Annotated in this window: 22 protein-coding genes; 4 read left to right on the top strand and 18 right to left on the bottom strand. The window is 53.5% G+C overall.

Annotated features, from left to right (window positions below):
- Positions 1–21: 21 nt before the first annotated feature.
- The 9 genes from RUDLU_RS0119535 to RUDLU_RS27810 all read right to left on the bottom strand — a co-directional run bounded on the left by RUDLU_RS0119535 (position 22) and on the right by RUDLU_RS27810 (position 9,549).
- Positions 22–1,464, bottom strand: a complete 1,443-nt coding sequence (locus RUDLU_RS0119535; protein ID WP_019990112.1) for a hypothetical protein — start codon at positions 1,462–1,464, stop codon at positions 22–24.
- Between the two features lie 114 nt (positions 1,465–1,578).
- Positions 1,579–3,204, bottom strand: coding sequence for an RAMP superfamily CRISPR-associated protein (locus RUDLU_RS0119530; protein WP_019990111.1), 1,626 nt, complete (start codon positions 3,202–3,204; stop codon positions 1,579–1,581).
- A 2-nt stretch (positions 3,205–3,206) separates the two neighbouring features.
- Positions 3,207–4,397: a type III-A CRISPR-associated RAMP protein Csm4 gene (gene csm4 / locus RUDLU_RS0119525; protein WP_019990110.1), complete on the bottom strand. Its 1,191-nt coding sequence runs from the start codon at positions 4,395–4,397 to the stop codon at positions 3,207–3,209.
- A complete protein-coding gene (locus tag RUDLU_RS0119520; RefSeq protein ID WP_019990109.1) occupies positions 4,390–4,890 on the bottom strand; it encodes a PIN domain-containing protein in 501 nt (166 codons plus the stop codon). The genes csm4 and RUDLU_RS0119520 overlap by 8 nt, the downstream gene beginning before the upstream one ends.
- A complete protein-coding gene (locus RUDLU_RS27820) occupies positions 4,887–5,123 on the bottom strand; it encodes a UPF0175 family protein (protein WP_019990108.1) in 237 nt (78 codons plus the stop codon). Before RUDLU_RS27820 ends, RUDLU_RS0119520 begins: the two co-directional genes overlap by 4 nt.
- Positions 5,120–5,911, bottom strand: coding sequence for a type III-A CRISPR-associated RAMP protein Csm3 (csm3, locus tag RUDLU_RS0119510; RefSeq protein ID WP_019990107.1), 792 nt, complete (start codon positions 5,909–5,911; stop codon positions 5,120–5,122). Before csm3 ends, RUDLU_RS27820 begins: the two co-directional genes overlap by 4 nt.
- Positions 5,908–6,363, bottom strand: a complete 456-nt coding sequence (gene csm2 / locus RUDLU_RS28870; RefSeq protein ID WP_169578057.1) for a type III-A CRISPR-associated protein Csm2 — start codon at positions 6,361–6,363, stop codon at positions 5,908–5,910. The genes csm3 and csm2 overlap by 4 nt, the downstream gene beginning before the upstream one ends.
- 2 nt (positions 6,364–6,365) lie before the next feature.
- Positions 6,366–8,831, bottom strand: a complete 2,466-nt coding sequence (gene cas10 / locus RUDLU_RS0119500) for a type III-A CRISPR-associated protein Cas10/Csm1 (RefSeq protein WP_019990105.1) — start codon at positions 8,829–8,831, stop codon at positions 6,366–6,368.
- Positions 8,815–9,549: a CRISPR-associated endonuclease Cas6 gene (locus tag RUDLU_RS27810; RefSeq protein WP_019990104.1), complete on the bottom strand. Its 735-nt coding sequence runs from the start codon at positions 9,547–9,549 to the stop codon at positions 8,815–8,817. The genes cas10 and RUDLU_RS27810 overlap by 17 nt, the downstream gene beginning before the upstream one ends.
- Before the next feature lie 310 nt (positions 9,550–9,859).
- Between RUDLU_RS27810 and RUDLU_RS0119490 the strand changes: the two genes are divergently transcribed.
- Together RUDLU_RS0119490 and RUDLU_RS0119485 are read left to right on the top strand one after the other, a co-directional pair.
- On the top strand, positions 9,860–10,039 hold the full coding sequence (locus RUDLU_RS0119490; protein ID WP_019990103.1) for a hypothetical protein: 180 nt from the start codon (positions 9,860–9,862) through the stop codon (positions 10,037–10,039).
- A complete protein-coding gene (locus tag RUDLU_RS0119485) occupies positions 10,029–11,240 on the top strand; it encodes a methionine aminotransferase (protein ID WP_019990102.1) in 1,212 nt (403 codons plus the stop codon). The genes RUDLU_RS0119490 and RUDLU_RS0119485 overlap by 11 nt, the downstream gene beginning before the upstream one ends.
- Before the next feature lie 156 nt (positions 11,241–11,396).
- On the opposite strand, the gene RUDLU_RS0119480 is transcribed toward RUDLU_RS0119485, so the two are convergent.
- The 4 genes from RUDLU_RS0119480 to RUDLU_RS0119465 form a co-directional block, all read right to left on the bottom strand.
- The gene (locus RUDLU_RS0119480) at positions 11,397–12,182 is read right to left on the bottom strand and encodes a LytR/AlgR family response regulator transcription factor (RefSeq protein ID WP_019990101.1); all 786 of its coding nucleotides are present in this window, start codon (positions 12,180–12,182) and stop codon (positions 11,397–11,399) included.
- Positions 12,183–12,418: 236 nt separating this feature from the next.
- Positions 12,419–13,894 carry a histidine kinase gene (locus RUDLU_RS0119475; RefSeq protein WP_019990100.1) on the bottom strand — a complete coding sequence of 492 codons (1,476 nt, stop codon included), beginning with the start codon at positions 13,892–13,894 and terminating at the stop codon, positions 12,419–12,421.
- Between the two features lie 4 nt (positions 13,895–13,898).
- Entirely contained in the window at positions 13,899–14,552 is a 654-nt protein-coding gene (locus RUDLU_RS0119470) for a hypothetical protein (RefSeq protein ID WP_019990099.1), read from the bottom strand.
- A 57-nt stretch (positions 14,553–14,609) separates the two neighbouring features.
- Entirely contained in the window at positions 14,610–16,838 is a 2,229-nt protein-coding gene (locus tag RUDLU_RS0119465; RefSeq protein ID WP_019990098.1) for a TonB-dependent receptor, read from the bottom strand.
- Between the two features lie 212 nt (positions 16,839–17,050).
- Here RUDLU_RS0119465 and RUDLU_RS0119460 point away from each other — a divergent pair, with 212 nt between their 5' ends.
- Entirely contained in the window at positions 17,051–17,917 is an 867-nt protein-coding gene (locus RUDLU_RS0119460) for a mechanosensitive ion channel family protein (protein WP_019990097.1), read from the top strand.
- A 203-nt stretch (positions 17,918–18,120) separates the two neighbouring features.
- On the opposite strand, the gene RUDLU_RS0119455 is transcribed toward RUDLU_RS0119460, so the two are convergent.
- From RUDLU_RS0119455 to RUDLU_RS0119435, 5 genes are all read right to left on the bottom strand, one after another.
- Positions 18,121–19,200 (bottom strand): cytochrome-c peroxidase, encoded by a 1,080-nt coding sequence (locus RUDLU_RS0119455; RefSeq protein ID WP_019990096.1) that lies wholly within the window; start codon positions 19,198–19,200, stop codon positions 18,121–18,123.
- Positions 19,197–20,003, bottom strand: coding sequence for an MbnP family protein (locus tag RUDLU_RS0119450; protein WP_019990095.1), 807 nt, complete (start codon positions 20,001–20,003; stop codon positions 19,197–19,199). Before RUDLU_RS0119450 ends, RUDLU_RS0119455 begins: the two co-directional genes overlap by 4 nt.
- Before the next feature lie 92 nt (positions 20,004–20,095).
- Complete coding sequence (locus RUDLU_RS0119445; protein WP_019990094.1) at positions 20,096–20,908, bottom strand: sensor histidine kinase; 813 nt, start codon at positions 20,906–20,908, stop codon at positions 20,096–20,098.
- Positions 20,901–21,554, bottom strand: coding sequence for a hypothetical protein (locus RUDLU_RS0119440; RefSeq protein WP_019990093.1), 654 nt, complete (start codon positions 21,552–21,554; stop codon positions 20,901–20,903). Before RUDLU_RS0119440 ends, RUDLU_RS0119445 begins: the two co-directional genes overlap by 8 nt.
- 15 nt (positions 21,555–21,569) lie before the next feature.
- The gene (locus tag RUDLU_RS0119435) at positions 21,570–22,208 is read right to left on the bottom strand and encodes a hypothetical protein (RefSeq protein WP_019990092.1); all 639 of its coding nucleotides are present in this window, start codon (positions 22,206–22,208) and stop codon (positions 21,570–21,572) included.
- Positions 22,209–22,338: 130 nt separating this feature from the next.
- Between RUDLU_RS0119435 and RUDLU_RS0119430 the strand changes: the two genes are divergently transcribed.
- Positions 22,339–24,318 (top strand): CocE/NonD family hydrolase, encoded by a 1,980-nt coding sequence (locus RUDLU_RS0119430; protein ID WP_019990091.1) that lies wholly within the window; start codon positions 22,339–22,341, stop codon positions 24,316–24,318.
- Positions 24,319–24,417 lie beyond the last annotated feature (99 nt).

Below are 24,417 nucleotides of genomic sequence, written 5' to 3'. Positions count from 1 at the left end.
TTCAGGGTCGAGTGGCCTGGGTCAATCGAGCAGGTTGCGGATTTCGGTGGCGATGGTGTCGTAGATACCGAAGCCAGAGATGTTGAAGATTTGATCGAGATCGGCGAAAAGCTGTCCTGATCTATAATCTTGTTTCTGTCCCCCCAAAATTTCATCGATCTCATCTGAGGTAATTGAACCTAAACCATGTTGAGCGTCATTTCGCTTTTTAGCAAACAACTCCAACTTGTCACCAACACGTTTCCGAAGCCCCATTTGTGGGTCAACAAAAATCCCATTATTGCATAAAAAAATGTAAGTACTTTTGTAAGCCCATCGGTTAGGATTATTAACGGCAACATTTTTTTTCTTCAAGTAAGCAATCAAGTCGGGGTGAATCTGTTTTAATTTCTGCTCAAACGGCTCATTAATGTCATTTTTGCCAAACGCAGAGCTGAAGTATTGCCCAAGCGAGCCAACAATATTTTCAACTGGTATTTTAAACAAGACTTCGTTTAGCGTGTGGGCCCGCCAGAGAAATTCGTTGTACTTTCTTTGTTTAAGAAAGCGAATTTTCATTGCCAGGTAGAGATCTGCTACTTTCTCTTTCTCACTGATCTCTTGTTGCAAACTATTGTACTGAAGGTTTAGCCGTAAGGCTGCATAGTTGGCTCTTTCAAAAATGCCTGTATTACTATGCAAATCTTCAGTTATGGCATCAAAGTCATAATCATCAAGATGCTTGTGAATCTTCTGTTTGTTCAGGTCATCCAGAAATCTATCTGTAAACGTCAATACTACAGGGTCAGCTCCGTCCGGTTTCTGATATAGCTTCACTCTATGCTTAAACGCCTGTATCAGTTGAAGCGTAACAGCCTGATTAATTTGATCAATCCCCCCCTGTGGCAATAAAAAGATCGATTCTACTTCGTCAGAGTCATCAAAAAGCGAGTGGTTCTTTGCCGCGAACTGATCATACTGATAATCAATATCGGCAACGCGTTCGTAAATCTCGTATTGGTCAAACGTTGCCATTTGCAGCAGCGGATGACGACGAAGAAGTGTTTCAACTACCGATGCGAAAAACAGGGTATCGTTATTGTAATGGAAGGGCTTAACCTTTCCTTCGCTGTACTCCTGTTCCTGATTGGTGTAAATCAGCAGAACAACATCAACAGTTTTTTCTTCCTGAGCTAATTGGTCAACAACGGGCGTAATAAGGGGCATCTCCAGTATGTCGGCGAATGCCAGCGTGATATCGGCCAGTATTTTTCCGCCAATTCGTGGTGTCACTGTGTAATAGTCCGGGAAATCTTTCGACCAGGAAACATCGAGTTGATTTTCCGCTTTTCTGACCGTTATTCGGTCACGCCCTGTTTTCTCGTCCTTTATGGTCTGTACAGTCCATTCATCAGCCTGCATAATCAGGTCTTTCCGTAACTGCACATCCCGCGTTCCAATCGTTATAATCAGATAGTTTTTCATCTCTCTTCATCAATTTAAATCTACTAACTTATTCACTATCAAAACTTTCACAGCCGCCCGACTCTGGTCGATTAGCCAAAACCCTAGCAGATTAGGAATCGGATTCCTAATCGGTCAGGGCTTGTTTTTAAAAGCACTTAACTCAACTGAGTTGACGACTCCTTTAGGTGTTGCATCTTTAACTAATACGGTTATGACCTGCCCCACCGGAAGGTTGGGATAACGCAACGAAACTATGGACTTGTTCTGTTCGGTGATATACAGTTCGATTTGAACCGTTGGCGTACCGGTCCTCACAACAACCGCATCAATCTTATCTCCTTTGCGCGGCACCTTATTCAAGTAAACAGGCTCGTATTTCCGGCTTTCTGCCTCCAACCGTTTGTGTCGGCTTTGCTCCTTCTGCTGTTGGTCGGTACTAAAAGCCTGCCCAAAACTAACCATCCGTCGTCCGGTTCTGGCTCGCGTTTCCTCGCTTCTGTTATCACCAACGAGCGTGAGTTTGAGGAAGCCCGGCAATAAGAAATCCCGTTCAGGGTCAGTCACTACATCGAACTTGCGGGTTTTAGCAAAAATATGATCCGTTGTTCGTTGTCGTTCTTTATAATGGTTTGGTCGCCGATTTTGAACCGTGACATAGTTGTCTCTTACCCAAGACTGATAATGTCCTCGGCTAATATCCTGCCAATCGCCAGTGATACTGTGAAACCCTACATTGGCCCCCACCCGCAACAGGCAACTGTTGGTAGCAGCGTTAGACCGTTCGAGTTCCTGTAGTCGTTCCTGCATACTCCGCCGGGCATTCACGTTCAGGTCGTCGTTGTCGAATAGCTCGTAGTACTGGCGTTCTTTAGTCAGGTATTGAGCCGTATGGTCGCGAATCAACCGGATTAGTTCGCTACCCGTTAGCTGCTCAAATGGCTTACGGTAAAATGGGTCTTCCTGCATACGTTTAGCAAACCATTCGTTCAGCAAAGAGGTCGCTAGACCGATTCGCAATTCGCTTCTCTGTCCCGGCCGTAACGATTCGAAAAAGTTTAGAAAGCCTTCGTTTGCCCGTGTTTGTACGCTTTCGGGCATGAATTCCGGGTGATGGTTCAGCCGTGCTTTATCGTCTCGCCCATGCTTCCACTGTCCTTTGGTATTGCCGGGTACGTTTGGGTTGCCATCGCCGGAAAACACTTTCACGGGAAAGACCCGCAGGGCATCCTGCTCAAAACAAACATCGCTCAGTTGCAGATACCGCATAAAGTTAGCCGTTATTGGCCCAAACAAGGTCTCATCCAGCTTGCCCCAGTTGTCGGCCTGAGGCATTTGATGACGAGTCAGATGCCACACCAACACCGACCGGATAGCCCCTTTGAGCGACGTACCCGGCAATGTAGGTTGCCCCAACCCCGACACATAAGCCCGGCGAATTTCCCGAATGGTTCGGTTCAGGGTATCAACGGTCTCCTCGCGCAGTCGCACGTCGGGGTCGTTGATGACGGGTAAATTTCCCAGGTACGTGTTCAGCCTGTCAAATTCACCAGCGGCCATGTCGGCTGTTACCTTGTCGAGTTGTTCGGGCAAGAGTGCTTTGAACAAGCCATCGGCATTCAAAAACGTGAGTGATGAGCCTTTCTGCACAAAGTCGAGGCCAGGCATATAATGCTTCTCCTGGGCCATGCCCACATGCACGGGCGTGACCACATCTACATTGAACTGATAAGTGGTAAAGGCCGGTTTAATTCGTTCCATTTTTATTTCAGGTTAACGGGTAGCCAGATCGCCCGGCCATCGCGCCAGACGGGGTGTGCGGGCAGGTGAGGAGCCGGTTTGTCGTCTTCCGCCACCGGTCGAATATCAACCAGCCGCCCCGCCCGCGTGTAGGTAGCCGACGATGGCAACCGAAACAGCGAACCGGGCCGAAACATCTGCACCGACCGTTTCCGCAGGGTGTTGTGTGGCTCGGAAAGCCAGCCCCCGCGCTGCACCAGTTCATACCGAACCGCCGGGTCGGTCTGTTCGCCGATGTGCCCCATCAGTTGCGCCAACTGGCCATAATCCTCCGGGCAGAACAGCGACAGGTTTACGCCGTAGGAGCCGCTTTGCGGAAACTGGAACGAGTCGGGTAGTTCGCAGAAGGCAGGCTCGAACTGCCCGTTGCCCACGCTCCGGTCGGTACCAATGCCTTCGTCGGCCAAGTACGTCAGGGCTGCTTTTACGTGCTTCTCTGCATCTACACTGTCATACTGAACGAGGCACCATAGGCCCGAATCGTACCGAAAATACAGCCGCTCGATATAGTACGGCGTCGGCTCCGATTCGTCGCGGGGTTTGGTCAGGCGTGTCTGTACGTCGGCGGTCAGGAAGTCGGCATAGTCTTTGGGCATAACCTTACTTTGAAAGGCTCCGTGCAGATTATCAGTACCACCTTCGGGTGGCGCTGTCTGATTCAGGTACGCCAGAAAATGGTCGGTATCAACATACTGTACTTTCTTGTACTTCTTGGCTTCGCCCGGTTTCAGGTCTACTTGTTCTGTTTTGGTATTTCTGAAAAACGGCTTCGGCCAGAAATAGACGGGGCCTTGTTGTTCCACATTCTTGACCTGTCGGTGCTCATAGAACGGAAACAGACTCGACACCACAAAGCCCGGTTCGGCTGATGAACCGGCATTGCCAGGAATGAGGTCTGTTCGGCCCAGCATGGCCCACGCCTGAAAAATGGCCGCCGTGAGCGAGTCGGAATGCACCACACGCTCGCTGACACCGTAGTCGTCGGGGCGAATATTGCTCAGGTGGAGCGGGGCTGTAAACCGAAAGCGGATCAGGGCGGTGCGAGGATAAATTAGCGCCGGTTTAGCAACGGGCTTAGCGGAAGCCGCTGACGTTTGGTTCGGTCTCCTGATTATATGCTGAATTGATTGCTTCGTTGGCTTTGGTTTACCCATCGTTGTCTGTGGTTTGTTCCCCGGCCAGGGCTAATACACGTGTGCGGAGCGTTTCGCTAATCCGAAATTTAGCTTTACTGATCAGGTCGTCCAGATGCGGCCTGAGTCTGGTGAGCAGTCCCTGTTGTTTAGCCTGTAGCAAAACGCCCAGCGTTCCGATTACAGGTAACCCAAGTTCAGTGGCTTTTGCCCGACCCTCCTGATCATCGAGTAGTAATCGGTCGGCTTGTGTTTCCAGCATCAACACGATGGCCTCGGCCTCCCCTTCATCCATATCGTCCAGCAGATCCAGATACCGCTGTCGGTTATGAATCGCCTGAACCGTAAGCCACTCCGGTCGGTGCTGAAGCCAGCGTTGCATAGCTTCATCCCGCAGCATCTCCTCCCACACTCGTTCAGGAATCAGTACTTGCTGGTACAGAGCCGGTAACAGGCTAATCTGATCAATCTTGAACAAGGCATTCAAAGACGAGGTATCGCTGACGATGATCATGTCAGCCCAAGCATTTTGGCGTCTTCCTCAAGCATTTCCAGCGTATACTCCTGCCCCAAACCCCGTTTAGCCAACTCGTCAGAAAAAGCAATTCGGTCAAGGTCGGTCAATCGGCGGGCCTGCGCTTTGGTCAGTTTGCCGTTGGCATATAACTGCACCGCCAGTTCGAGCCGAAGTTGTTCGGAGGTCAGCCCGGTGGTCTGTATAATTTGATCGTCCAGCTCGAGTATCATGCCAGTACAGGTTTGTTGCTTTTCTCAAGGTAATCAGACGCTTGCTTATGCACAACGCCTTTTCCATCCTTAACTATCTGCCAGCCGTTAAAATCAAACGTTATCTGTCCGTAACCGCGTGAGCCAGACCCACCGAGGTAGTCATCTTCGAGTAAGCGAATGCCGTCTTCTAAAAGAGCCAGAAACTCTTTTTCGTACTTGTTTGCCAGGCTCTCCTGTTCGTCGGCAGGGATAAGAGCAGGTTTACCATCTTCTCCTTTTTTAGTCGTCGGTGTAATGATGTTCACCACAAACTGTACCTCAAACTCCGCCCCAGCCGGAATGCGTTCGGTTTGGCGGGGGTGTTCGGCGGTGCCTTTGATACGGTCGATACGGTTTTCAAATTTCACCTCCGTGTAGGGCATATCTGTAAATTCAGAGTCGTAGAGCAACTTGGCCCATTCGCGGGTCAGGTAGGCATCACGTACCTGTATGCGGGCGGGTGTTCCGTTATCACCCGCTGAGCCAAACAAACGAGCCAGAATCTTTCCGGTTTCAGTTCGGTAATTATCGTAGTCGAAGCTGGTTTCGCCTTTGGCGTTGATACCTTCCCCCAAAGCCACTTCCAGCAAGCTACGAAGTTTGCCTTTGAGCGATGAACCGGGAATGTAGGGTTCGTTGTTGTCTTTGCGCCGAACCACGGGGTTATCGACCCCGCCTATCTCGACATTGTCTTTGCTATCGCCAATGTGCAGTCCGGTTAGCAGGGTCATACGCCCCGTGATAATGAGTTTTTTGTGGAGTTTCATGCGGTTGGCTGGGTTTTCACTTCTTCCATTTCTTTATGGTAGGCTACAATACCTTCGAATACGTCAACAAAGTGTTTAAAACGCTTCCGCTCATCTATTTCAATCTCATCGGGTTTTTGCTTGTCCGATTTAAGCCCCCGAATAAGGGGGCACATCAACTCATAGAAGGGCTTGATCTTAGATTTATTTTTTTGCTTGTCTTTGTTAAAGTCACGGCCAACAGCATAAGCAAGTTTGGGCTCAAGCAGAGGTAACTCACTACGCTTACCCTTGAAATCAGCTTGAATCTTTTTCACCGCTCCAAAAAAACGGCGAAGTTGTGAAGATGAAAGCTGGTCAAACTCATGATCTTTTTCAGCAAGGTAATGTCCCCAGTTTTTCAGGACATCAACATCTCGAACCCCATCTTTCAAAATAGCGGGATCAATGTTACTTGGTCGGGTTTTTGCCATAATCATTCAGCGTTTAATTGGTCACGAAAGGTTAGTTCGGCCCAGCGGCAGGCCACAATAAAGGCTTCAAGCCGGACCTGTATCGGCTGGCCCCTCAGGTCGGTATATTGGCCGCACATCAGCAGCAGTTTGAGCGTGTCGAGGGCTTTGTTTTTCGGGTCGTTGGGGTTGCGGGTACGTTGGCGGGCCAGGCTGTAGGCCGCATTCCACCGCCACGATTGGTCGTTGAGGAGTTGGTTAGATTTCTTATCGCGCCGGGTAGCCGTTTCGTACCAGTCGAACATACTCAGCAGCAACCCTTTAGAGAGGGTTCCGTCAGTCAGCCACTTCACCCACTGGGTTTTTAACTCCCGGACTACCGCAAACTCATCCCAGCCAACCACCACGTCGAACAAACAAACAGCATCTTTTTCAACCCGATTGACCATGGGCTTTATTCCCTTTTCGGCTTTATTGAAGTCTTTGGCGTTGTCTTCAGCTTCGCCCGCAGCCAGAGCCGCTTTCCCGATTGGGTAGCGGGGGCGCATCAGAAAGATACCCGCCGAAATAGTCAGGTCGTTGCGGCCCGTAAATGACTTGAACGTTTGCTGGATGCAATCGGCAAAGTCGATGATCCGATCCCAGCGACCAACGGCAAACACATCGTCGCCCCCGGAATAGATGATGTTAACCCAATTCTTAAATTCCTCCTGCTCGCGGATAGTATTCAGATAGCCGCTAAAAAACCAGTCGAGCAAGCCCGACAGGGTCGAGTAGGCCGAGAAGCTGGCATTTTGTTTATCAAACCCGTTGATGAATAGTTTACCCAGCCCGTCGACGTCCATCCGCAACACGGCCAGCCGGTTGTAATGACCGTATCGCTCCACAATCGCACTATCCTCGTCTTTATGGTTTTGGCGAATAATACCCGTTAACTCCTCAAAGCTTTTACTTCGATATAGGTCGGCCATAGCCACCTGACTGCCCCCAAAGAAGCGAAAACCAAAGCCGACGTTCGGGTTCTGACGACTATCGTGCAAAAACTTACTTCCCGAACCTGGTTGCAGCGTTTGCAGTACATCGATGTTAGGCGGTAGATTATTTGACAGGTAATGCTCTTTTTCCAGCGAAAAGGAGTCCAGCCCATCCAGTAGCCGAAAGTCACCGGCACCCATAACGCGATACCGGTGCTTCACCAACGCTTCACCAATTTTAATTTGTTCGTTTACCTCTTTGGCCACAAGCAGCTCGCGCTCGTCGTCGGGCTTTACCAGCGTTTGTCCTTCTACGCCTTCACGCCCAGTCACGGCACACAGTTTGCGGTTGCCGCCATATCCGGTAGCGCTAAACAACTCATTGAATTGAGCGGCATTGAGCAATAATGTTTTGTTCTTCTGTTGCTTCTGTTCGGCCGCTTTATCGGCCGCTGCCTTCCAGAGTTGACCCAGCTCCCCCCGTTGCTCTATATCCTCTTTGTCAATATAAACTACCTGCGATTTGTCGGGCTCGTACCGAAACGAAACCTGTCCGAAGCATACGTACAGGCTACCGCCAAACTTGTCCCAAACGGCTTTTTCGATTTCGTACTGAATCGATTCAAGCTGTACGTCACCGGGCAGGAGCATAAAAAACTTCCCTCCGCTGCTGTACACCAAATGAGCGCTGTATGTATCTGTTTCAGCCTGAATTTTGCGGGCAATGCCATCCATCAGCACTTGCAGCGAGTACGACCGCCCCCGCAAACTACGGGCTGCGTACTTTGAGGCAATGTTATAGATGAATGTCTGGATACCCGACAAGTCAACACAGGCTAACTGCAACGGCATTCCCGCCGAAAAGACTGCTTCCTGAAAACGATAGGGTTCGCCTGGTGTGGCTTTGTACAGGCAATGAGCCAGAGCCGCCGTTGTCTTCAGGTGATGAAACAGGCTTATATCCTGCCTGTTCTCCGAAACCGGTATGCACCACGTATATTGCCTAAGCAACTGAAACAAGGACTCGACAAAGGCGTTGAAGTTACCCGTAGGGAGTTTACGAACCTCCTGTCCAAACTCTGCCCACAGCGTTGAGTAAGCTCTTTCCAACGCTTCACTAACAGCGGGTTCATCCAGCATGTGGTCATCCAGCGTCAGCTTTTGCGGGCTAAACAAACGTACTTGCTTGGCTTTCTTAAGTACTTCGTTATCTCCTACAATGTGCGTTATCTGCACGGATGAAAGGATGCTGGCCAACGGCTTATCGCGCGTATCTTTCTCGGCAAGCTGATCAATTTGCAAAGCCAACCGGCGGGCAAAGTCAATCAGCTTGCAATACTCTCCCTGCTCATTGGAATCAGCACATATAATTACCTCACCATCGCCGATTGTAATACCCACTTCGGCCAACATGGTTCTGTATTGGCTAACCTGTTTAACAACTCGCTCATCATGCAGCAGCCCCGCCAGATAAACCAAATCGCGGGTGTCGGTGGGTTTAGTATTCGTCGTCATATTGCGTTGTTGCATTATCCCTCTCTTCCTTCCTCCTTTCTTCCCTTCTCCTCCCTCTTACCACCCCAAACCCCAAACTCACGCCTTTGCCCAGCCCAATCCAGTCGGGTAGGAAAACGTTAGTGGAGAACTCCAGATCAAAACCCGCCAGCCGCTGCCCTTTGTAGTACAGCCACCGGATGGGCGAACAGTCGTGAATTCGGACTTTTACCGGCCGGTCGATGTGCCAGCCGAGGCCCTTGGCCATACTCAGGATGTTACCCGTCAGGATGCGTTCGAGTAGTTCGAGTCGGTCCAGCTCGTCGGGAGTGTGCAGGTAGCGGGCATAGTTGGCATCGTTGAGCGCCAGCCAGTCGCGGAGCTCGAAGCGGAACGAGTGCTCCCAGGCTTGCAGAGTGTACTGCTGCAACCGTAAATCGGCAACAGCCAGCGTGAGCGGGCGACCGTTCAGGTCGAGCTGCCAGGAGGGACGTTGAAAAAGCTGATGAATTTCGTCAACGCCCGCTTCCACACACACCAAAAGCGGGTTACGGCCAATCCGCTTGTACTGAATAGCCGGGTACCGATAGGCATAACCGCCCGGCCCTTGTTCGTCGTGGTTATGGAAGAGTGTATAGTCAGGGCCAACAGCAGTAGCAATAGCACCCCGAAAAGCAGAAAGTTCGTTACGGTCGATTGATGCATCGAACCGAATGGTGAGGTAGCGGATACGTTTCAAAAGTGTGGTTAAAGCAAGGTTAAAACTTAGGATTCGCAAAAATAGAAGAAGTGTAATACGATGTATATGACGTATCACTTTTTTGCGATTTTTTTTGCCTTACTCCCAAACACTTTCCGCCACTTACTCAAGTCACTCAGTATTTACTCACATTTTAAGACCTTATAGGCATGAACAATACCAGAAAACCCGTTTCTTTGCCATAGAATACTATTTCAATAGACTATAAATACTAATACTCTATCTGGAATAGGGACAATACCAATCACCCTGTGACCGTACGCGTGTCGCCCATCGTTACTGCCTGTTTATGGAACTGATCGAAAAACAAACCGCCCCGCTGAATCCATTTGCCCGCCTGTTTGTCTTGCTGTGGGTAATTGCCTTAGTGGCTGTTGCTGGGTTCAGGGCCGTGAAGCCGGCCATATCGAAAGAAGTTCTGCATGTTGAAACAGGGAAAAAAGTCGTTCTGATTCGCCATGCTCGCTAACGGCCCCCTGCCCACCCTACCCGACAAACTGCCCAACGTGGGCACCACCATTTTCACCGTAATGTCGGCACTGGCTACCCAGACAGGTGCCCTCAACCTGTCACAAGGGTTTCCGAGTTTCCCGGCCGACCCGGCCCTGCTGGCCCTGGTAACCGAGGCTATGGCCCAGAACCATAATCAGTATGCTCCCATGCCGGGCGTGCCCGATCTCCGCGAGGCTATTGCGACTAAGGTACAGGCCGATTACGGGGTTGCTTACCACCCTGCCGACGAAATCACGGTGACTTCGGGTGCGACCGAAGCGCTCTCCGTAGCCATCTCAACGGTGGTACAAGCCAACGGTGCGGGCGGTGGTCCCGATGAGGTGATTGTATTCGAACCTGCTTACGACAGTTACGTACCGGCCATCGAACTAAATGGCGGGGTGCCGGTGTACGTGTCGCTGGCTCCACCCCATTATGCCATCGACTGGGATGCCGTTCGGGCGAAAATTACCCCGCGCACCCGGCTCATTATGGTCAATACGCCCCATAACCCCACGGGGCGCGTCTGGACCCGCGATGACGTGGATCAGCTGGCAGCCATCGTCGAAGCCCACAACTTATTGGTTATTAGCGACGAGGTGTACGAGCATATCGTGTTCGACCGGCAGGTCGGCGCCGGTCGGCAACATCATTCGCTCATGACCCACCCTATCCTGCGCGAGCGGACGTTTGTGTGCGGGTCATTCGGCAAAACATTCCACGTAACGGGCTGGAAAATTGGGTACTGCCTCGCCCCCAAAGCGCTGACAGCCGCTTTTCGGAAGATTCATCAGTTTGTGACGTTCAGCGTCCCGACACCCATGCAGTACGCCCTCGCGCGGTACCTGCAACAGCCCGAACACTACCAGAGCCTATCGGCATTTTATGAGCGAAAACGGGATACGTTTCTCGATGCCATCGCCGGTTCGCCGTTTCGGTACATCCCGACCGAGGGCACGTTTTTTCAGACGCTCGCTTACGGGCACCTCACCGACGAACCCGACACCGAACTGGCCATCCGCCTGACCCACGAAATTGGGGTGGCTTCGATTCCGTTATCGGTGTTTTATCACGACCGACGCGACTACCGGATGCTGCGTTTTTGTTTTGCCAAAGACGATGCCATGCTCCGCGAAGCCGGCTCGCGGCTGAAAGCGTGGTCGAATAGCTTGGTTTAGGGTTTTTAGTTCATCGTTTTTGGTTAAAACGATTGTCTGACAATTTTTGTAGCGACCCGGCATCCTGTGTAGCTCTGCCCTTTGCGGTCCGACGGTTCGGCCGTAGCCACACGACTTCCACATAATTTGACAACCAACCATAAACGGTAAAGCCAATCAGATTTCCAATAAGCTTTTAACGGCCTCAGCGTACGTAGAACCACTGGTGAGTTTGGTGCCTTTTTTGTCGCTCAGGACAATCAGAAACTTACCGTCGAAATGCTTCACGACCTCGCTGATGCGGTGTACATTGACCAAAGCCGAACGGCTGATCCGGACAAACGTATCGGGGAGCTTTTCGGATAAGGTGGTGATGGTATAGGAAGTCAGAAACTTCTGCCCGTCGGTGGTCGAGAGGAATACGTATTTGTCTTCGGCTTCGAAAAACGCAATCTCAGGTAGCGGGATAAGCTTGATTTTATCCCCTGTTTTGACAGAAATCGAGTGAATTTCCCTTTTGGGCTGCATCCGTTCGAGCAACTTGAACAGATTGTCGGCATTGGGAAAGTGATTGGCGCTTTCCGACCGACTTCCCAGCTCCACCACCGACCTGATTTTATGGATCGTCCGCTCCAGCCGCTCGGCCTCAATCGGCTTAAGCAGGTAATCTATGGAGTGCTCCTCAAACGCCCGGATAGCGTATTGGTCGTATGCCGTCGCAAAAATAACGAGCGGCATGTAGGTCAGGCGCGCGAGCATTTCGAACCCGTTGAGCAGGGGCATTTCAATATCGAGGAAGATCACATCGGGCCGTTGAGCCTCAACCAGGGCCAACCCCTCGGCCCCGTTAGCGGCTTCGCCAATCACCGAAAACACACCGGGCTGTTTGCCCAATAACCGTTTCAGGCGCGAAATGGCCAACGCTTCGTCGTCAATCAGGATCGTTTTAAGCGGAAAGTTCATGGTAGTAGAGCGGTGATCAGTGAGCAACGAACAGTGAACAACCAACAGTGAGCAACTAACAATGAACAGTGAACAGCTAACAGTGAGCAACCAACAGTGAGCAGTTGGCAATGGCAGTGAACAGTTGCCTAATTCCAGCAAGTAGTTCGTTGATGGTTGTTCGTTGTTCACTGTTAATTGTTCGTTGTTCACTGTTCGTTGTTCACTGCTCGTTGATGGTTGTTCGTTGTTCACTGTTAATTGTTCGTTGTCAACCTGTTGAGTTTAATTCCAAGCAGCACCTGCTTGTAGGGTTCATTCTGAAGTTCAACCCGCGCGTCATCGCCGTAGAGGAGCCGGAGCTTTTCGCTAATGCTCCGCAGACCGTAGCCACTGCCCATTTCTTCGGGAAATGCCGGGCCGTTATCGTGTACGCTCAGGAATACCCAATCGTCCTGCTGGTAAATCTTAACATCGATGCGCCCCTGCCCGGCCCGCTTGCTGATGCCGTGCTTCACCGCATTCTCGACAATGGGCTGTAACAAAAATTGGGGTACTTTCAGAGCATTGAGCGACTCGTCGGCCAGCGAAACCCCAAACTGAAGCCGGTCGCCGAAACGGACGTGTTCCACCTGTAGGTACGTCTGCACCATGTCGAGTTCATCGGCAAGGCTGCTCGTATGCGTGCCATCGCGGCCGGTTGAGTACCGAAACAGCTTCGACAACAGCAGGGTCATTTCTTCGGCCTTGTCGGGGTCATCGTGCACCAGGCTGGCAATGCTATTAAGGGCATTGTACAGAAAGTGCGGGTTTATTTTGGCCTGAAGGGCGTCGAGTTCAGCCCGTGTTTTGAGCTTCTCCATGTTGAGCAGTTCAAACTCCTGCTCAGTTATCTTGCGCGACAGTTGCCGACCCTGCCGGAGCACGTACAGAAACAGATTACCCACCAGCAATCCGCCCAACACGTAAAAATACCAGGGCGCCGATTGGGTACTCAATGGTTGTTGCGTAGCCTGCCGGGCGAGTTGCCTGAACACCTCTTTCCCAAACAGCATGTACGTCACCCAGGCCATAGTCACGTAAACCGGTACAATAGCAAGGCTAACCAGCAGGTGCCGCACCCAAATGCGCCGAATGGCCCGGTCTAACCAATCGGACATGAAATAGACCAGCAGAAACACCGTGACGCCCTCGGTCAGATTCTGCCAGACGATGAACCGGTTCAGGTCGGCGATGAGCTTGTTGCCCGACGTGACAATCAGATTGGTGAAGTACACAATGCCGCTCACGCCGTACATGAGCAAGGCCCCCAACACCATCCCGATCAAGACCCCCCAAACGGGTTTTTTGAGCAGATACGTGAGTGTAATGGGTGTGGCCGGGAGTTTGGTCCGCTCCACGTTGTGCGCCCGGCCCGTGAACGACATCGAAACCCCCGACAGGTCAGCGCCCGTGAGGTCGGCACCGGATAGCCCGCTGAAATTGAGGTTGGCCCCGGTCAGGTCAGCATCCACAAACGAGGCATTCACCAGCGACGAAAAGCTGAGGTTGGCGTTGTGGAGCGTGGCCCGGCTGAAATTGGCCCCCGACAGGTCGGAGAAGCTGAAATCGGCATCGGTCAGGTCGAGCCCGCTAAAATCGAAGTGGGCCAACGCCGAGCCCCGCATCCGCACAGGCCGTGCGGGCCGGTTGGACGATTGGTGCAATTGTCGTTCGAGTTGTTCGCGGGTCATAAGCTTATTTGCACTTTTCCAGCATAGGTGCAATCTGCGACTGCCCCCAGTTGGGCGAGAGGTCGCTCTTGGGTTTAAAGGTAGCAAATTTCTCGGCCGCCTTTTTCAGCACCGGGCAGGCTGTAGCTGGTCCACCCCCAAACTGTTCGGGTGTGTACATAAGCGAGGAGCCTTCGAGCACATACAGGCGCGGGTTGTCGGGGTTGAGTGCTTTTGCTTTCTCGATGCCCGCCTGAAACAGCGGGCCGTACTGTTGCCAGCGGGCCATTGGGTCGACCACCATCCGGGCCTGCGCCACGTAGGCCCGCAACACGGCCAACTCGTCGTTATCGGGTGAGAGGGCATCGGCGGCTTTCAGGTGGGCATCGGCTTTGTCGAGATAGGCATCTTTTTCGGCCGCATCTTTCCCCATAAAGCCCAGAAATACGTACTCAAGCCCGGCATAGTAGCGCGGCAACCACTCTTTGGTTTCGACGCTCGCGATGCGCTCAAATCCGTTGGCCGCAGCCAGCATGTCGGCCGGGGGCGTTTTCATATTCTGGCTTTTCAGCGTATTCAGGGCGGCCGTCATAGCCTGCGTGTACTGTTCCGACTGAGCTACTACCGGACTAACCAGGCCCATCAGGGCTGCAACGAGAGATACAATCAGGGTTTTCATACTGAAATAAGTAAAAGTTAGACGTTTGGAGTTAAAAGGGTGGTCGATGGCGCGGGATCAGAGTTTGTTCAGGTCGACTTTGGCGCGCTTGCCAAGCATGATGACACCACCCACAAAAAAGGTGCGGTACGAGGTGGGGCCTACGGTGTAGCGGGTTCGGCCGGGCTGCCCGTCGGGGTTGGCTGCGTACCGGTACGTAAATACGTTGCGGGTGTTGAGCAGGTTATCCACTGAGGCATAGATCACCACAAAATTGCCCTTGAACGCCGTGATATAATTGGCCGAAAAACTCACGTTGTGTACCGGCGGGGTACGGTCGGTCAGAAACTCGCTCTCGGGTCGGTTCGGGTTGTAGTAAGGGCGACCGCTCGTGTACGCATAGGTCAGGCCCAGATTCGTCCTGATTTTTTCGACATACCGGCGGGTAATCAGGCTCAGGTTGTGGGTCGATACAAACGTGGGCGTAGCCTGGGTAAGGTAATTCCGAAACAGTCGCTTCGTATCCACATAGCTATACGTTACCCAGTAATCGAGGCCTTTGATACTTGTCTGATCGCGCCAGAACACGTCAAATCCCCCGGCGTACCCTTTACCCGTGTTATTGGTCTGGCCAATGGGAAACCGGTACGGATTACCCAAATCGGCTCTCCAGTCGAAGCCAGCCACGGCACTCGTATCCACCCGCTCACGCACCAGTTGAGCGTAGTTTTTGTAAAATGTCTCGACCCGAAACGTCCGCTTGTTTTTGATTACCTGATAGTTCAGAATCAGGTGGTCGGCCCGCTCGTACGCGAGGGTTTTGTTCCGAAACAGGTAGTTGTAATCGGGCGTCTGGTAAAACTGCCCGGCCGCCAGCGACACCTGGCTGTAGGCTCCTGTTTTGTAAGCCATCGACAGGCGCGGAGCCACGTTCATTCGGCCAATCACCGAGGTATATTCGGCACGGCCTCCGAGTTGCACCGCCAGTTTCCGGCCCGCATACACCTGCCATTCGGCAAACGTAGCCGCGTATTGGTCGGTTAGGCTGAAGGCGTTACCAAATACGGTGTTACCAAGCCGGATCGCGTGCCATTCGGCCCCGAAAAGGAGCTGACCGTTGCCGGGGAGCGCACGGGTCAGCACGGCCCGCACCTGCGCCCGACTGTTCTGCCGCGAAAAATCGAACGCGCCCATGGTCATGTCGTCGGTGTCGTGGCTCAGCGAAACGCCCGTGTTCAGAGCCCATTTCCCTTCATCCCACGAGTCGGTGTACGTGGTGTTGATAAACAGATTCCGGTTGTGCTGATCGAGCGTAGCACGACCCGTTTCGTTACCCGCCTGCGCCTGGGCCGGGTCGCGGAAAACCATCGCCAACCGCGAATCCGAATACATACCGTAAGCCTTGATGAGGCCGTTTTTAGTGGGCTGATACCGGTACGTCATGGAGGTACCGCCATAGACCGGGGCTTTGAGCCACTCCACATTTTGGGGCACCAGCGCGAAAAACGGGCGCAAGTCACCATAGTAGAGCGAGGCCGACACCGACGATTTCTCGGTGGCATTGTCGTAGGTAACACCCGCGCTTGCCAGATTCAGGCTCAGGCTAACGCCGTCCCGCGAGCCTTTATCAGTTGTGTTGAGCAACAACACACTCGACAGGGCCTGCCCGTACTGCGCGGAGTAGCCGCCGGTGCTGAACGATGTACCTTTGAACTGGAAGGGATCGAAGCGACCCCGCTGCTGCACATCGGGCAGGGATGAGAAAAAGGGATTCTGCACGATCAGCCCATCAATCACCACTTTGGCCTCCAGGTTTGAGCCACCGCGTACAAACAGGCCCGCCTGCTCGCCCACGCGCTGGGCACCGGGCATGAAGTTGACGGCCCCGGTGATGTCGGCCGCGGCCCCGGCAATATTCACAATATCGAGCGCCTTCAGCATCGTCATCTTTTTCGTATCCGACGCTTCAAACGCTCCCGCCGTAATCACCACGGTATTCAGCTCGTTGGCCGATTCCGTCATTCGAACCGTCAGCTCCATCGGGGCACCCGTGAGCTTCAGGAGCTGGGCATAATTCTCGAAACCGACGAAAGTCACCAGTAGCGTAGCGGTATCGCGCCGGGTGGTTGTAAACCGAAAACTACCCGTGCTGTCGGCATTAGCCCCATCGTAGGTGCCTTTGAGGTAGATGTTGGCCCCCGGCAGAGCACGGCCGCGCTCGTCGAGCACGCGACCCCGGAGCTGGGTTTGGGCCGATGCTCCGGTGGCTATCAGCGTGAAGAAAAAGAAAAGGTAAATAGGCTTCATGGCTTGGGAAACGGGGTGTTCAGGTTGTATTTGCCGAAAACGTCTCGCCCGACAACCGGCCTGCCCTGGGCAATGCCAGCCCCAACCAAGGATCGGTCGGGGTGTCGTTTGATTGACGATTCAAACGTACAGCCCGCTTCCGGCGTTATTCCCTAAAATCAGACGAACGCCCGACCCACGGGAGTCAACTGCCCATTTTTGCCGACAGAATTATGCTCAACTTACCCGAAATCTCCCACCTCCTGTATCAGAAAGTAGTCTTGTGGTTTAATAGTGCTGTTCGTTTCCTGCCCGAAATCGGCATTGCTATACTGGTTATTTTACTGGCCCGTTTCCTGTCCAACGTGGTCAGCCGGGTCATTGCGGGCGGGCTGGGGCGCGTAAGCGACAATGCCTCGCTGGTGGGGTTGTTGGGCACCGTAGTCCGGATTATGATTCTGGCCGTTGGTCTGTTTGTTGCCCTCGGCGTACTGGGCCTCGACAAAACCGTGACCTCACTGCTGGCCGGTGCGGGGGTCATTGCTCTGGCGGTGGGCTTTGCCTTTCAGGATTTGACGGCCAACTTTATTTCGGGCTCCATGATTGCCATTGCCCGCCCCCTCCAGACCGGCGACACCGTCGAAACCAACGGGTTTACAGGCCGGGTAGTCGAGGTGAAGCTCCGATCCATTGTGCTTGATAACGGGCAAGGCCAAACCATCGAAATTCCGAGTAAGGATGTGTTTCAGAAGCCGATCACCAATCATTCGCGCTCGGGCCAACGGCGGCTCGAAGTCTCGTTCGGGGTTTCGTACCTCGACGATCTGGAGCGGGTACAGCAGGTAGCCCTCGGCGCCATTCGGGCCTTGCCGTTTGTCGAAGCCAATTACCCGGTGCAGGTATATTTCCGATCGTTCACGCTCGACAATATTCAGGGGTACGTCTGGTTCTGGATCGATGGACGCACAACTTCACAACCCGAAGCCCAGAGCGAAGCCATCAAAGCCATCAAAGCGGCTTTCGAGCGCGAACAGATTTTGCTGATGTTCCGCCCCGATACGCTTGACCTCAAAAAGCGGCTGTCAGAAACGGGGGGATGAGATGCCCCCTTTACACCGAAAAACCACCCCTAACCCCCTCCTGAAAAACAGGAGGGGGCGGTAATAACGTCAACCCTGTGTTACAAAAGAGAAACCTAAAAACTCTCTGCCTGACCGGTAAACGCCCCCTCCTTGAATTAAGGAGGGGGTTGGGGGTGGTAAACTTTTCGGGAGGGCGCTCCGTCGGTCCGGTTTTTTGGGGCTCAATTCGGCATAAACCGGCGGTCGCTGAGGAACTCGGTATCGGTGAGGGTGCGCAGAAACGCGATTAGGTCGGTTTGTTCCTGCCGGGTCAGGGTAAAGCCTGATTTGAGCGCCGGGTCGAGGGTGGGTGAGTCGGTGATGCCGCTTGCGTAGTGGGTCAGCACCTGCTCCAGTGTCCAGAAACGTCCATCGTGCATATACGGGGGCGTACGCTCCACGTTGCGCAGGCTCGGCACCCGGAATTTGTAGCGGTCGGCGGGGTTGAGCGAAATAGCCCCCCGGCCAATGTCATCTACTTTAGCCGTCGGAATCCGGGGCAGGCCGTTGTTGCGAAACGAGCCATCGGTAAACAAATCGGTAGCGTGGCAACTCGCGCATTTAGCCTTGAATACAGTGAGCCCCCGGGTTTCGGTATCGTTCAGGGCCGGGCCCTCACCCCGCACCGCCTTGTCGTACCGCGAATTGGCCGACACGAGGGTCACCATAAACTGCGAGAGGGCCTTCATCATACGTTCCGTATTGATCTCTTTGGTCCCAAAAGCCGCTTCAAACAGGCCGGGGTATTGCGGGTCTTTGCGGAGTTTAGCTAGCACATTCGCCAGCGTATCGCCCATCTCGACCGGGTTCTGAATAGGCGAAATAGGCAGTAAATCGAGGTCTTGCACGCCCCCATCCCAGAAAAACTCCCGCTGCCAGGCTACGTTCTGAATGGCGGGCACATTGCGCGTGCCGATCTGATCGCGGATGCCGTGACTCAGGGCATGGTCGGTATGGGCAAAGGCAGCCGACGGCTGATGACAAAATCCGCACGAAACGGTGCCATCGTGCGAGAGCAGGCCATCATAAAACAACGCCCGGCCGAGCGCAAAGCCCTGCACCGTCACCGGGTTTTTGGCCAGATTGTACGCCGGTTCGGGAAAATTAGCGGGCTTGTTCCAGGCCATCGGCGTAGGTTTGAAACCCGGCGTGGTGGGTTCGGGGGTGGGTTCGCTACCACCCGCTTCGTTCGGCTGGCATGCCCAGATACCGCACCAGAGTGCTACCATGCCCGCCAGTGTCATCAGGTGCCGGTACGTCATCGCTCCAGAGGGGTTATTTGCCGAAACGAAAACATACGGGCGTAGTTGTTGGCCACATCAGCCGACTCCGGCGATACCATGATGTCGGATTTCTGGGCCAAACTTAGCCGCTTCGGCCCGTCGAAAATCTTCAGTACATCGGCCCGAATCTGCACAGCCGAAACCGGTCCGGTGGTGGCCGATACCGATTGTCCGCCAAAATCGAGCGTAACTGTGCGCAGGTTATTGAGTGTGCGGGCGCGGTAGCCGCCAAACAGGCCCACATGAAACCGGTAGTTACGCTGCCCAGTCGCATCGGGGGCCACAGCAGGCGATGTGCCCTCCAGTTTCAGAAAAATGTAGCCCGTATTCCAGTCCCAGTACATGCCCGACGTATGACTCAAGCCGGGGTCCAGAACGCCCTTGCGCTGTTCAATACCCGACACGCTCCGCAAACTATCGACTCCGACCATAAACGACAGCCCGGTGTAGGGTCCTTCGGGCAGATTGTTGAGCCGGAGCGTTCGCGATGCTTCGTCGGAGGCACGCACCAGAAAATAACTGCTGTCTTGCGGAATAACGTACTCCGAGCCATCGGCCCGGCGCAGACGGATGTTGCTCACAAAATAATCGAGCCGGCTAACGGTGAATGGCTCACCAGCCGCGTTGGTGTAGGTGGCATTGCCGAGGGCAAGCGGAGCGGCACCCGCTACGTGATCGAACTGCAAGGCGAGCGCCCCCGTTTTGGGCGTCATGGTGTCGCGCCCACAGGCCCACACCAGCCCCGCCATACCTATCAGAAAGGCGTACAAATAGTGTTTCATACCAGACAACCGGTTGTGCCGGTACGTGCATAACGTTTTGGTAAGCCTCTTGGATATGCAAAATGGCCAGAAACAACAGGTATTTTGTGTACCTACACGGCTAACGCAACCGACCGGCCTACCGGAACGACAAACGCGATTCGTGTACCCCGGCCGGGGGCTGTATCAACCGTGCAGCTCCCCCCGATCAATTCGGCCCGGCGCTGCATATTTCGCAAGCCCGCACCCGAATTGGTCATCGACTGATTCATGACGGCGTCATAATCGAAGCCCTTCCCGTCGTCTTCGAGTTGGAGGAGCAGTTGGCCATCGCGCGTTTGCAGGCTTACGTGCAGCGCCCGTGCCTGCGCGTGTTTGAGCAGATTATTGATAGCCTCCTGCACCATACGGAACAGGATAATTTCACGCTCAAACCCAAGCGGCTGTATGTCGGGCTGCACACGTAGGCTGGCGGTGAGCCGCCCCGCGCCATTAAGCCGCTCAATCTCAAACGCCAGCGTTTCCACCAGGCCGAAGTCACGGATAAAGTCACCATCCAGACTTTTGCTCAGAGACCGCACCCCGCGAATGGTCTGATCAATGACCCCGTTGGTTTTTTGGGTCAGCGGTCGCACCTCGGTGAGGTCTTCGGCATCTTCGAGCTGATTGAGGTACAGTTTGGTGACCGACAGAAGCTGCCCGATGTTGTCGTGCAGTTCGCGCCCGATCGATTGCAGGGTCTGATTCTGCATTTCGATCTGTGCTTTGAGGATTTCTTCTTCGTAAGCCGCCTTCATCGCCGAACGTTCGCGCAGGTTTTCGAGCTGACGACGCTGAAAAACAAGGGCAAAGCTGACGATAAACACCGCCAGTAGCAGGAACACAACCGTGCTCGTAACGGCCAAAACGTAAACACTATCACCCATACGGTAATTTTCGGGCAGCAACCAGGAAAGCTATGGAATACAGAACTGACCGAAAGATACCAAGAACCAGATTGACCTTGAACAGACTAACCGCAAAATGGGATGATTTTTTGTAGAACGCGTGATAAAATCCGGTGGCAATGATCGACCCGGCGTAAAAGAACAGTAGCGCCGTAGCGATCCAGAAAAGGGGTTCCTGCAACAGATAGATAATCTCCTTGCTTTGTAGCAGACTCCGAAAATATAGCAAACTTATAATCAGCGCCATAACCGCCATCATGCTAAACACATCGGTAGCCGCCGAGTTGTGTTGCTGATTCAGCAAGCCGTTGTACAACCCAAACACTGCCAACACCCCGGCGGTGCCCATCAGCCAATAGCGACTCCACCGGAACACCGCCAATTTCTCCCGAAACATACACACGTACAGGGCATACTCTACCGGAAACGCCAGGCAGTAGTACACCCGGGTAATGGTAGCCTGAGCCTCCATGGTCGGAATAAACTCCAGCCCCAATTCAATCAGGCATAGATTACCAATGTATAAAATAAGCCAGCGCACCCACGGGTTTCGGATGCGCTGAAAGAAAAAGAGACCAATCAGAAAGCTGAGTGCCTGTATGATGGATACGACGTAAAAAAACATCCGGTCCGGTAAACGTTAGAAAGACAACGATGGCTCCTCACCGGTCTCACAGTTGGGTCGGCAGAGGAAATGGGCACTCAGAATTGACTCATCCTTCGGGGTACCCAAATGCGTGTGGTCCGGGCACCAGGCCACCACGTTCAGGCCTTTGAAAATACGGAAGGTAGTGGTATCGTCACCAAAATGGGAACTACTCGACGTGGAAGGCACGATGTACACCACCAGATACTCATTGGCCCCGCGCTGCCGAAACGGATAAATACGAATGCCTTTGTATCGGGTCGTATCGAAACCGGGAAGTTTGGCAACCTTCAAATTGGTGTGCGCTTCAATGCCCTTTATTTCCAGGCGAACGCTGCCAGTAGTTTTATTATCCGTTTCGCACTCGCTCCGGGGCCACCCGGCAGCCGCCCCTTTGATTTTAGCCGAACGCTCGGCATACAGCCTTTGAGCCGTTTCGTACGATATAGTTTCAGAAGAGACCGCCGTAGCCAATACCGAATCCAATGAAGCCTCGCGGGCAGTGACCGCCGAACTGTCGGCCCCCGTGGAGTCGGCCGCTGAGTCGCCTGTGGTTTTGTCGTTTGTTTGGCCAATGCAGGCGGTCAGGCAGGCCATCAGGGCTGCGTACAGGTAAAGAGGTTTAGGTGTCATAGAGTCGGTTACGTGTATGTGAGTGATTCGACAGCGAATGTCCGGCGATGCCACCTTCCAGACAACGGGGGATTTCCCGTATTTCACGACCAAAAACTACGTATCATTGCACGAAACAAATCACTCATCAATGCGTCCTCTGCTTTACCTCCTTTGCCTGCTGTGGTCGGGGCTGTCGCTCGCCCAGAACTCGGCCCAACCTACCAGCACCTACGTGCGCGACAACTACCAGAAGTTCGAGTACAAAATTCCGATGCGCGACGGTACCAAACTGCATACCGCCGTTTACGTGCCCAAAGACGCATTGGCCACCAACCGTAGCGACGGACCGAAGTACCCGTTTATGATGCAACGCACCTGCTACAGCGTGGCACCGTACGGGGTTGATAAGTACCCGCAGCAACTCGGGCCGTCGGGCACGTTGATGCGCGACAAGTACATTTTTGTGTATCAGGACGTGCGCGGCCGCTGGATGTCGGAAGGCACCTGGACCAACATGACGCCCAACGTCCCCGACGCACCGGCTGCCGTAGCGACCAAAGGCCGGAAAGCGGCAAAAACACCCGCTGCGCCCTTCACCCCCGACGAAAGCTCGGATACCTACGATACCATCGAGTGGCTGCTCAAGAATATCCCGAACAACAATGGCCGCGTGGGTCAATGGGGCATCTCGTACCCCGGTTTTTACACGGCGGCCTCGCTGCCCGATGCACACCCGGCTCTCAAAGCAGCCTCGCCCCAGGCACCGGTGTCCGACTTTTTCTTCGACGATTTTCACCACAACGGGGCCTTCATTCAGGCCTACCTGTTTACCTATCCTGTATTTGGGGTACAGCACCCCGCCCCCACCACAGAGTCGTGGTACGACAAGCAGTACATTCCGGAGTTTGTGAAGGGATTCCAGACGGGCGGACGCGATGGGTACTCGTTTCAGCTCGGCATTGGGCCGCTCAAAAACGTGACGAGCAAATACTACCCCGACAACTTCTATTGGAAAGAGACCGTCGAACACCCCAACTACGACGAGTTCTGGCAGAAACGAAGCATTCTGCCCCACCTGAAGGGCATTAAACCGGCCGTGATGACCGTGGGCGGCTGGTTCGACGCCGAGGACCTCTACGGCCCACTCAACGTGTACAAAACCATTGAGAAAAACAGCCCCGGCGCGTACAATACGCTCGTGATGGGGCCGTTTGGGCATGGCCGCTGGTCGCGCGAGACGGGCCGCACCCTCCACTCAAACATCTATTTCGGCGATAGCATTGCTACGTTCTACCAGCGCAATATTGAGGCCCGGTTCTTCAACCATTTTCTCAAAGGTGCGGGCGACGGCAAAACGGATCTGCCCGAAGCCTACCTGTTCGATACGGGCCGCAAAGCGTGGAAAACGTTTGACAAATGGCCCAGCCCGGCCGCTCAAACCCTATCGTACAGCCTGCTGCCAGACGGAGCTCTCGCTACGAATCGGGTGATGGGTTCTACCAACCCCAGTGGCAATGATTTCTCGGAGTTTATGTCGGACCCCAACAAGCCGGTGCCGTACACGGAAGACAACACCACGACCATGAGCTTTACGCCCTTCAACTACATGTCAGAAGATCAGCGTTTTGCCAGCCGACGACCCGATGTGCTCACCTTCCAGACCGATGTACTGACCGAAGACCTCACACTCGGGGGCGAAATCATGGCCAAACTGAAGGTAAGCACCACCGGCACCGACGCCGACTGGGTGGTAAAACTAATTGATGTGTACCCCGACGATGAGCCGAGCCACCCGTACCTGCCCAACAAAAACATTATCCTGAGCGGCTACCAGCAGATGGTACGCTCGGAGGTGATGCGCGGGCGGTTCCGCAACTCGTTTGAGAAACCTGAGCCGTTTAAACCGGGCGAAATTACCGACGTGAACTTCCGGCTTCAGGATGTGCTGCACACCTTCAAAAAAGGCCACCGCGTCATGATTCAGGTGCAGAGTACGTGGTTCCCGCTCATCGACCGAAACCCGCAAACGTTTGTCCCGAACATTTTCCTCGCCGACGAGAAAGACTTCCAGAAACAAACCCACCGGGTGTACAGCAGCTCGACCATTGAGGTGCAGGTACTGAAATAATCAACCGCCAAACGCTTTGAGGGGCTGGAGACAGATGACATCTTTCCGAAACAAGATGTCATCTGTCTCCAGCCCCTCAAAGCGTTTATCCACATTCAA

Origin of the sequence: Rudanella lutea DSM 19387 (assembly GCF_000383955.1) — a bacterium.
Taxonomy (GTDB): domain Bacteria; phylum Bacteroidota; class Bacteroidia; order Cytophagales; family Spirosomataceae; genus Rudanella; species Rudanella lutea.
Note: the sequence above shows the minus strand (reverse complement) of the source record. Positions and strands in the feature narration are given on the sequence as shown.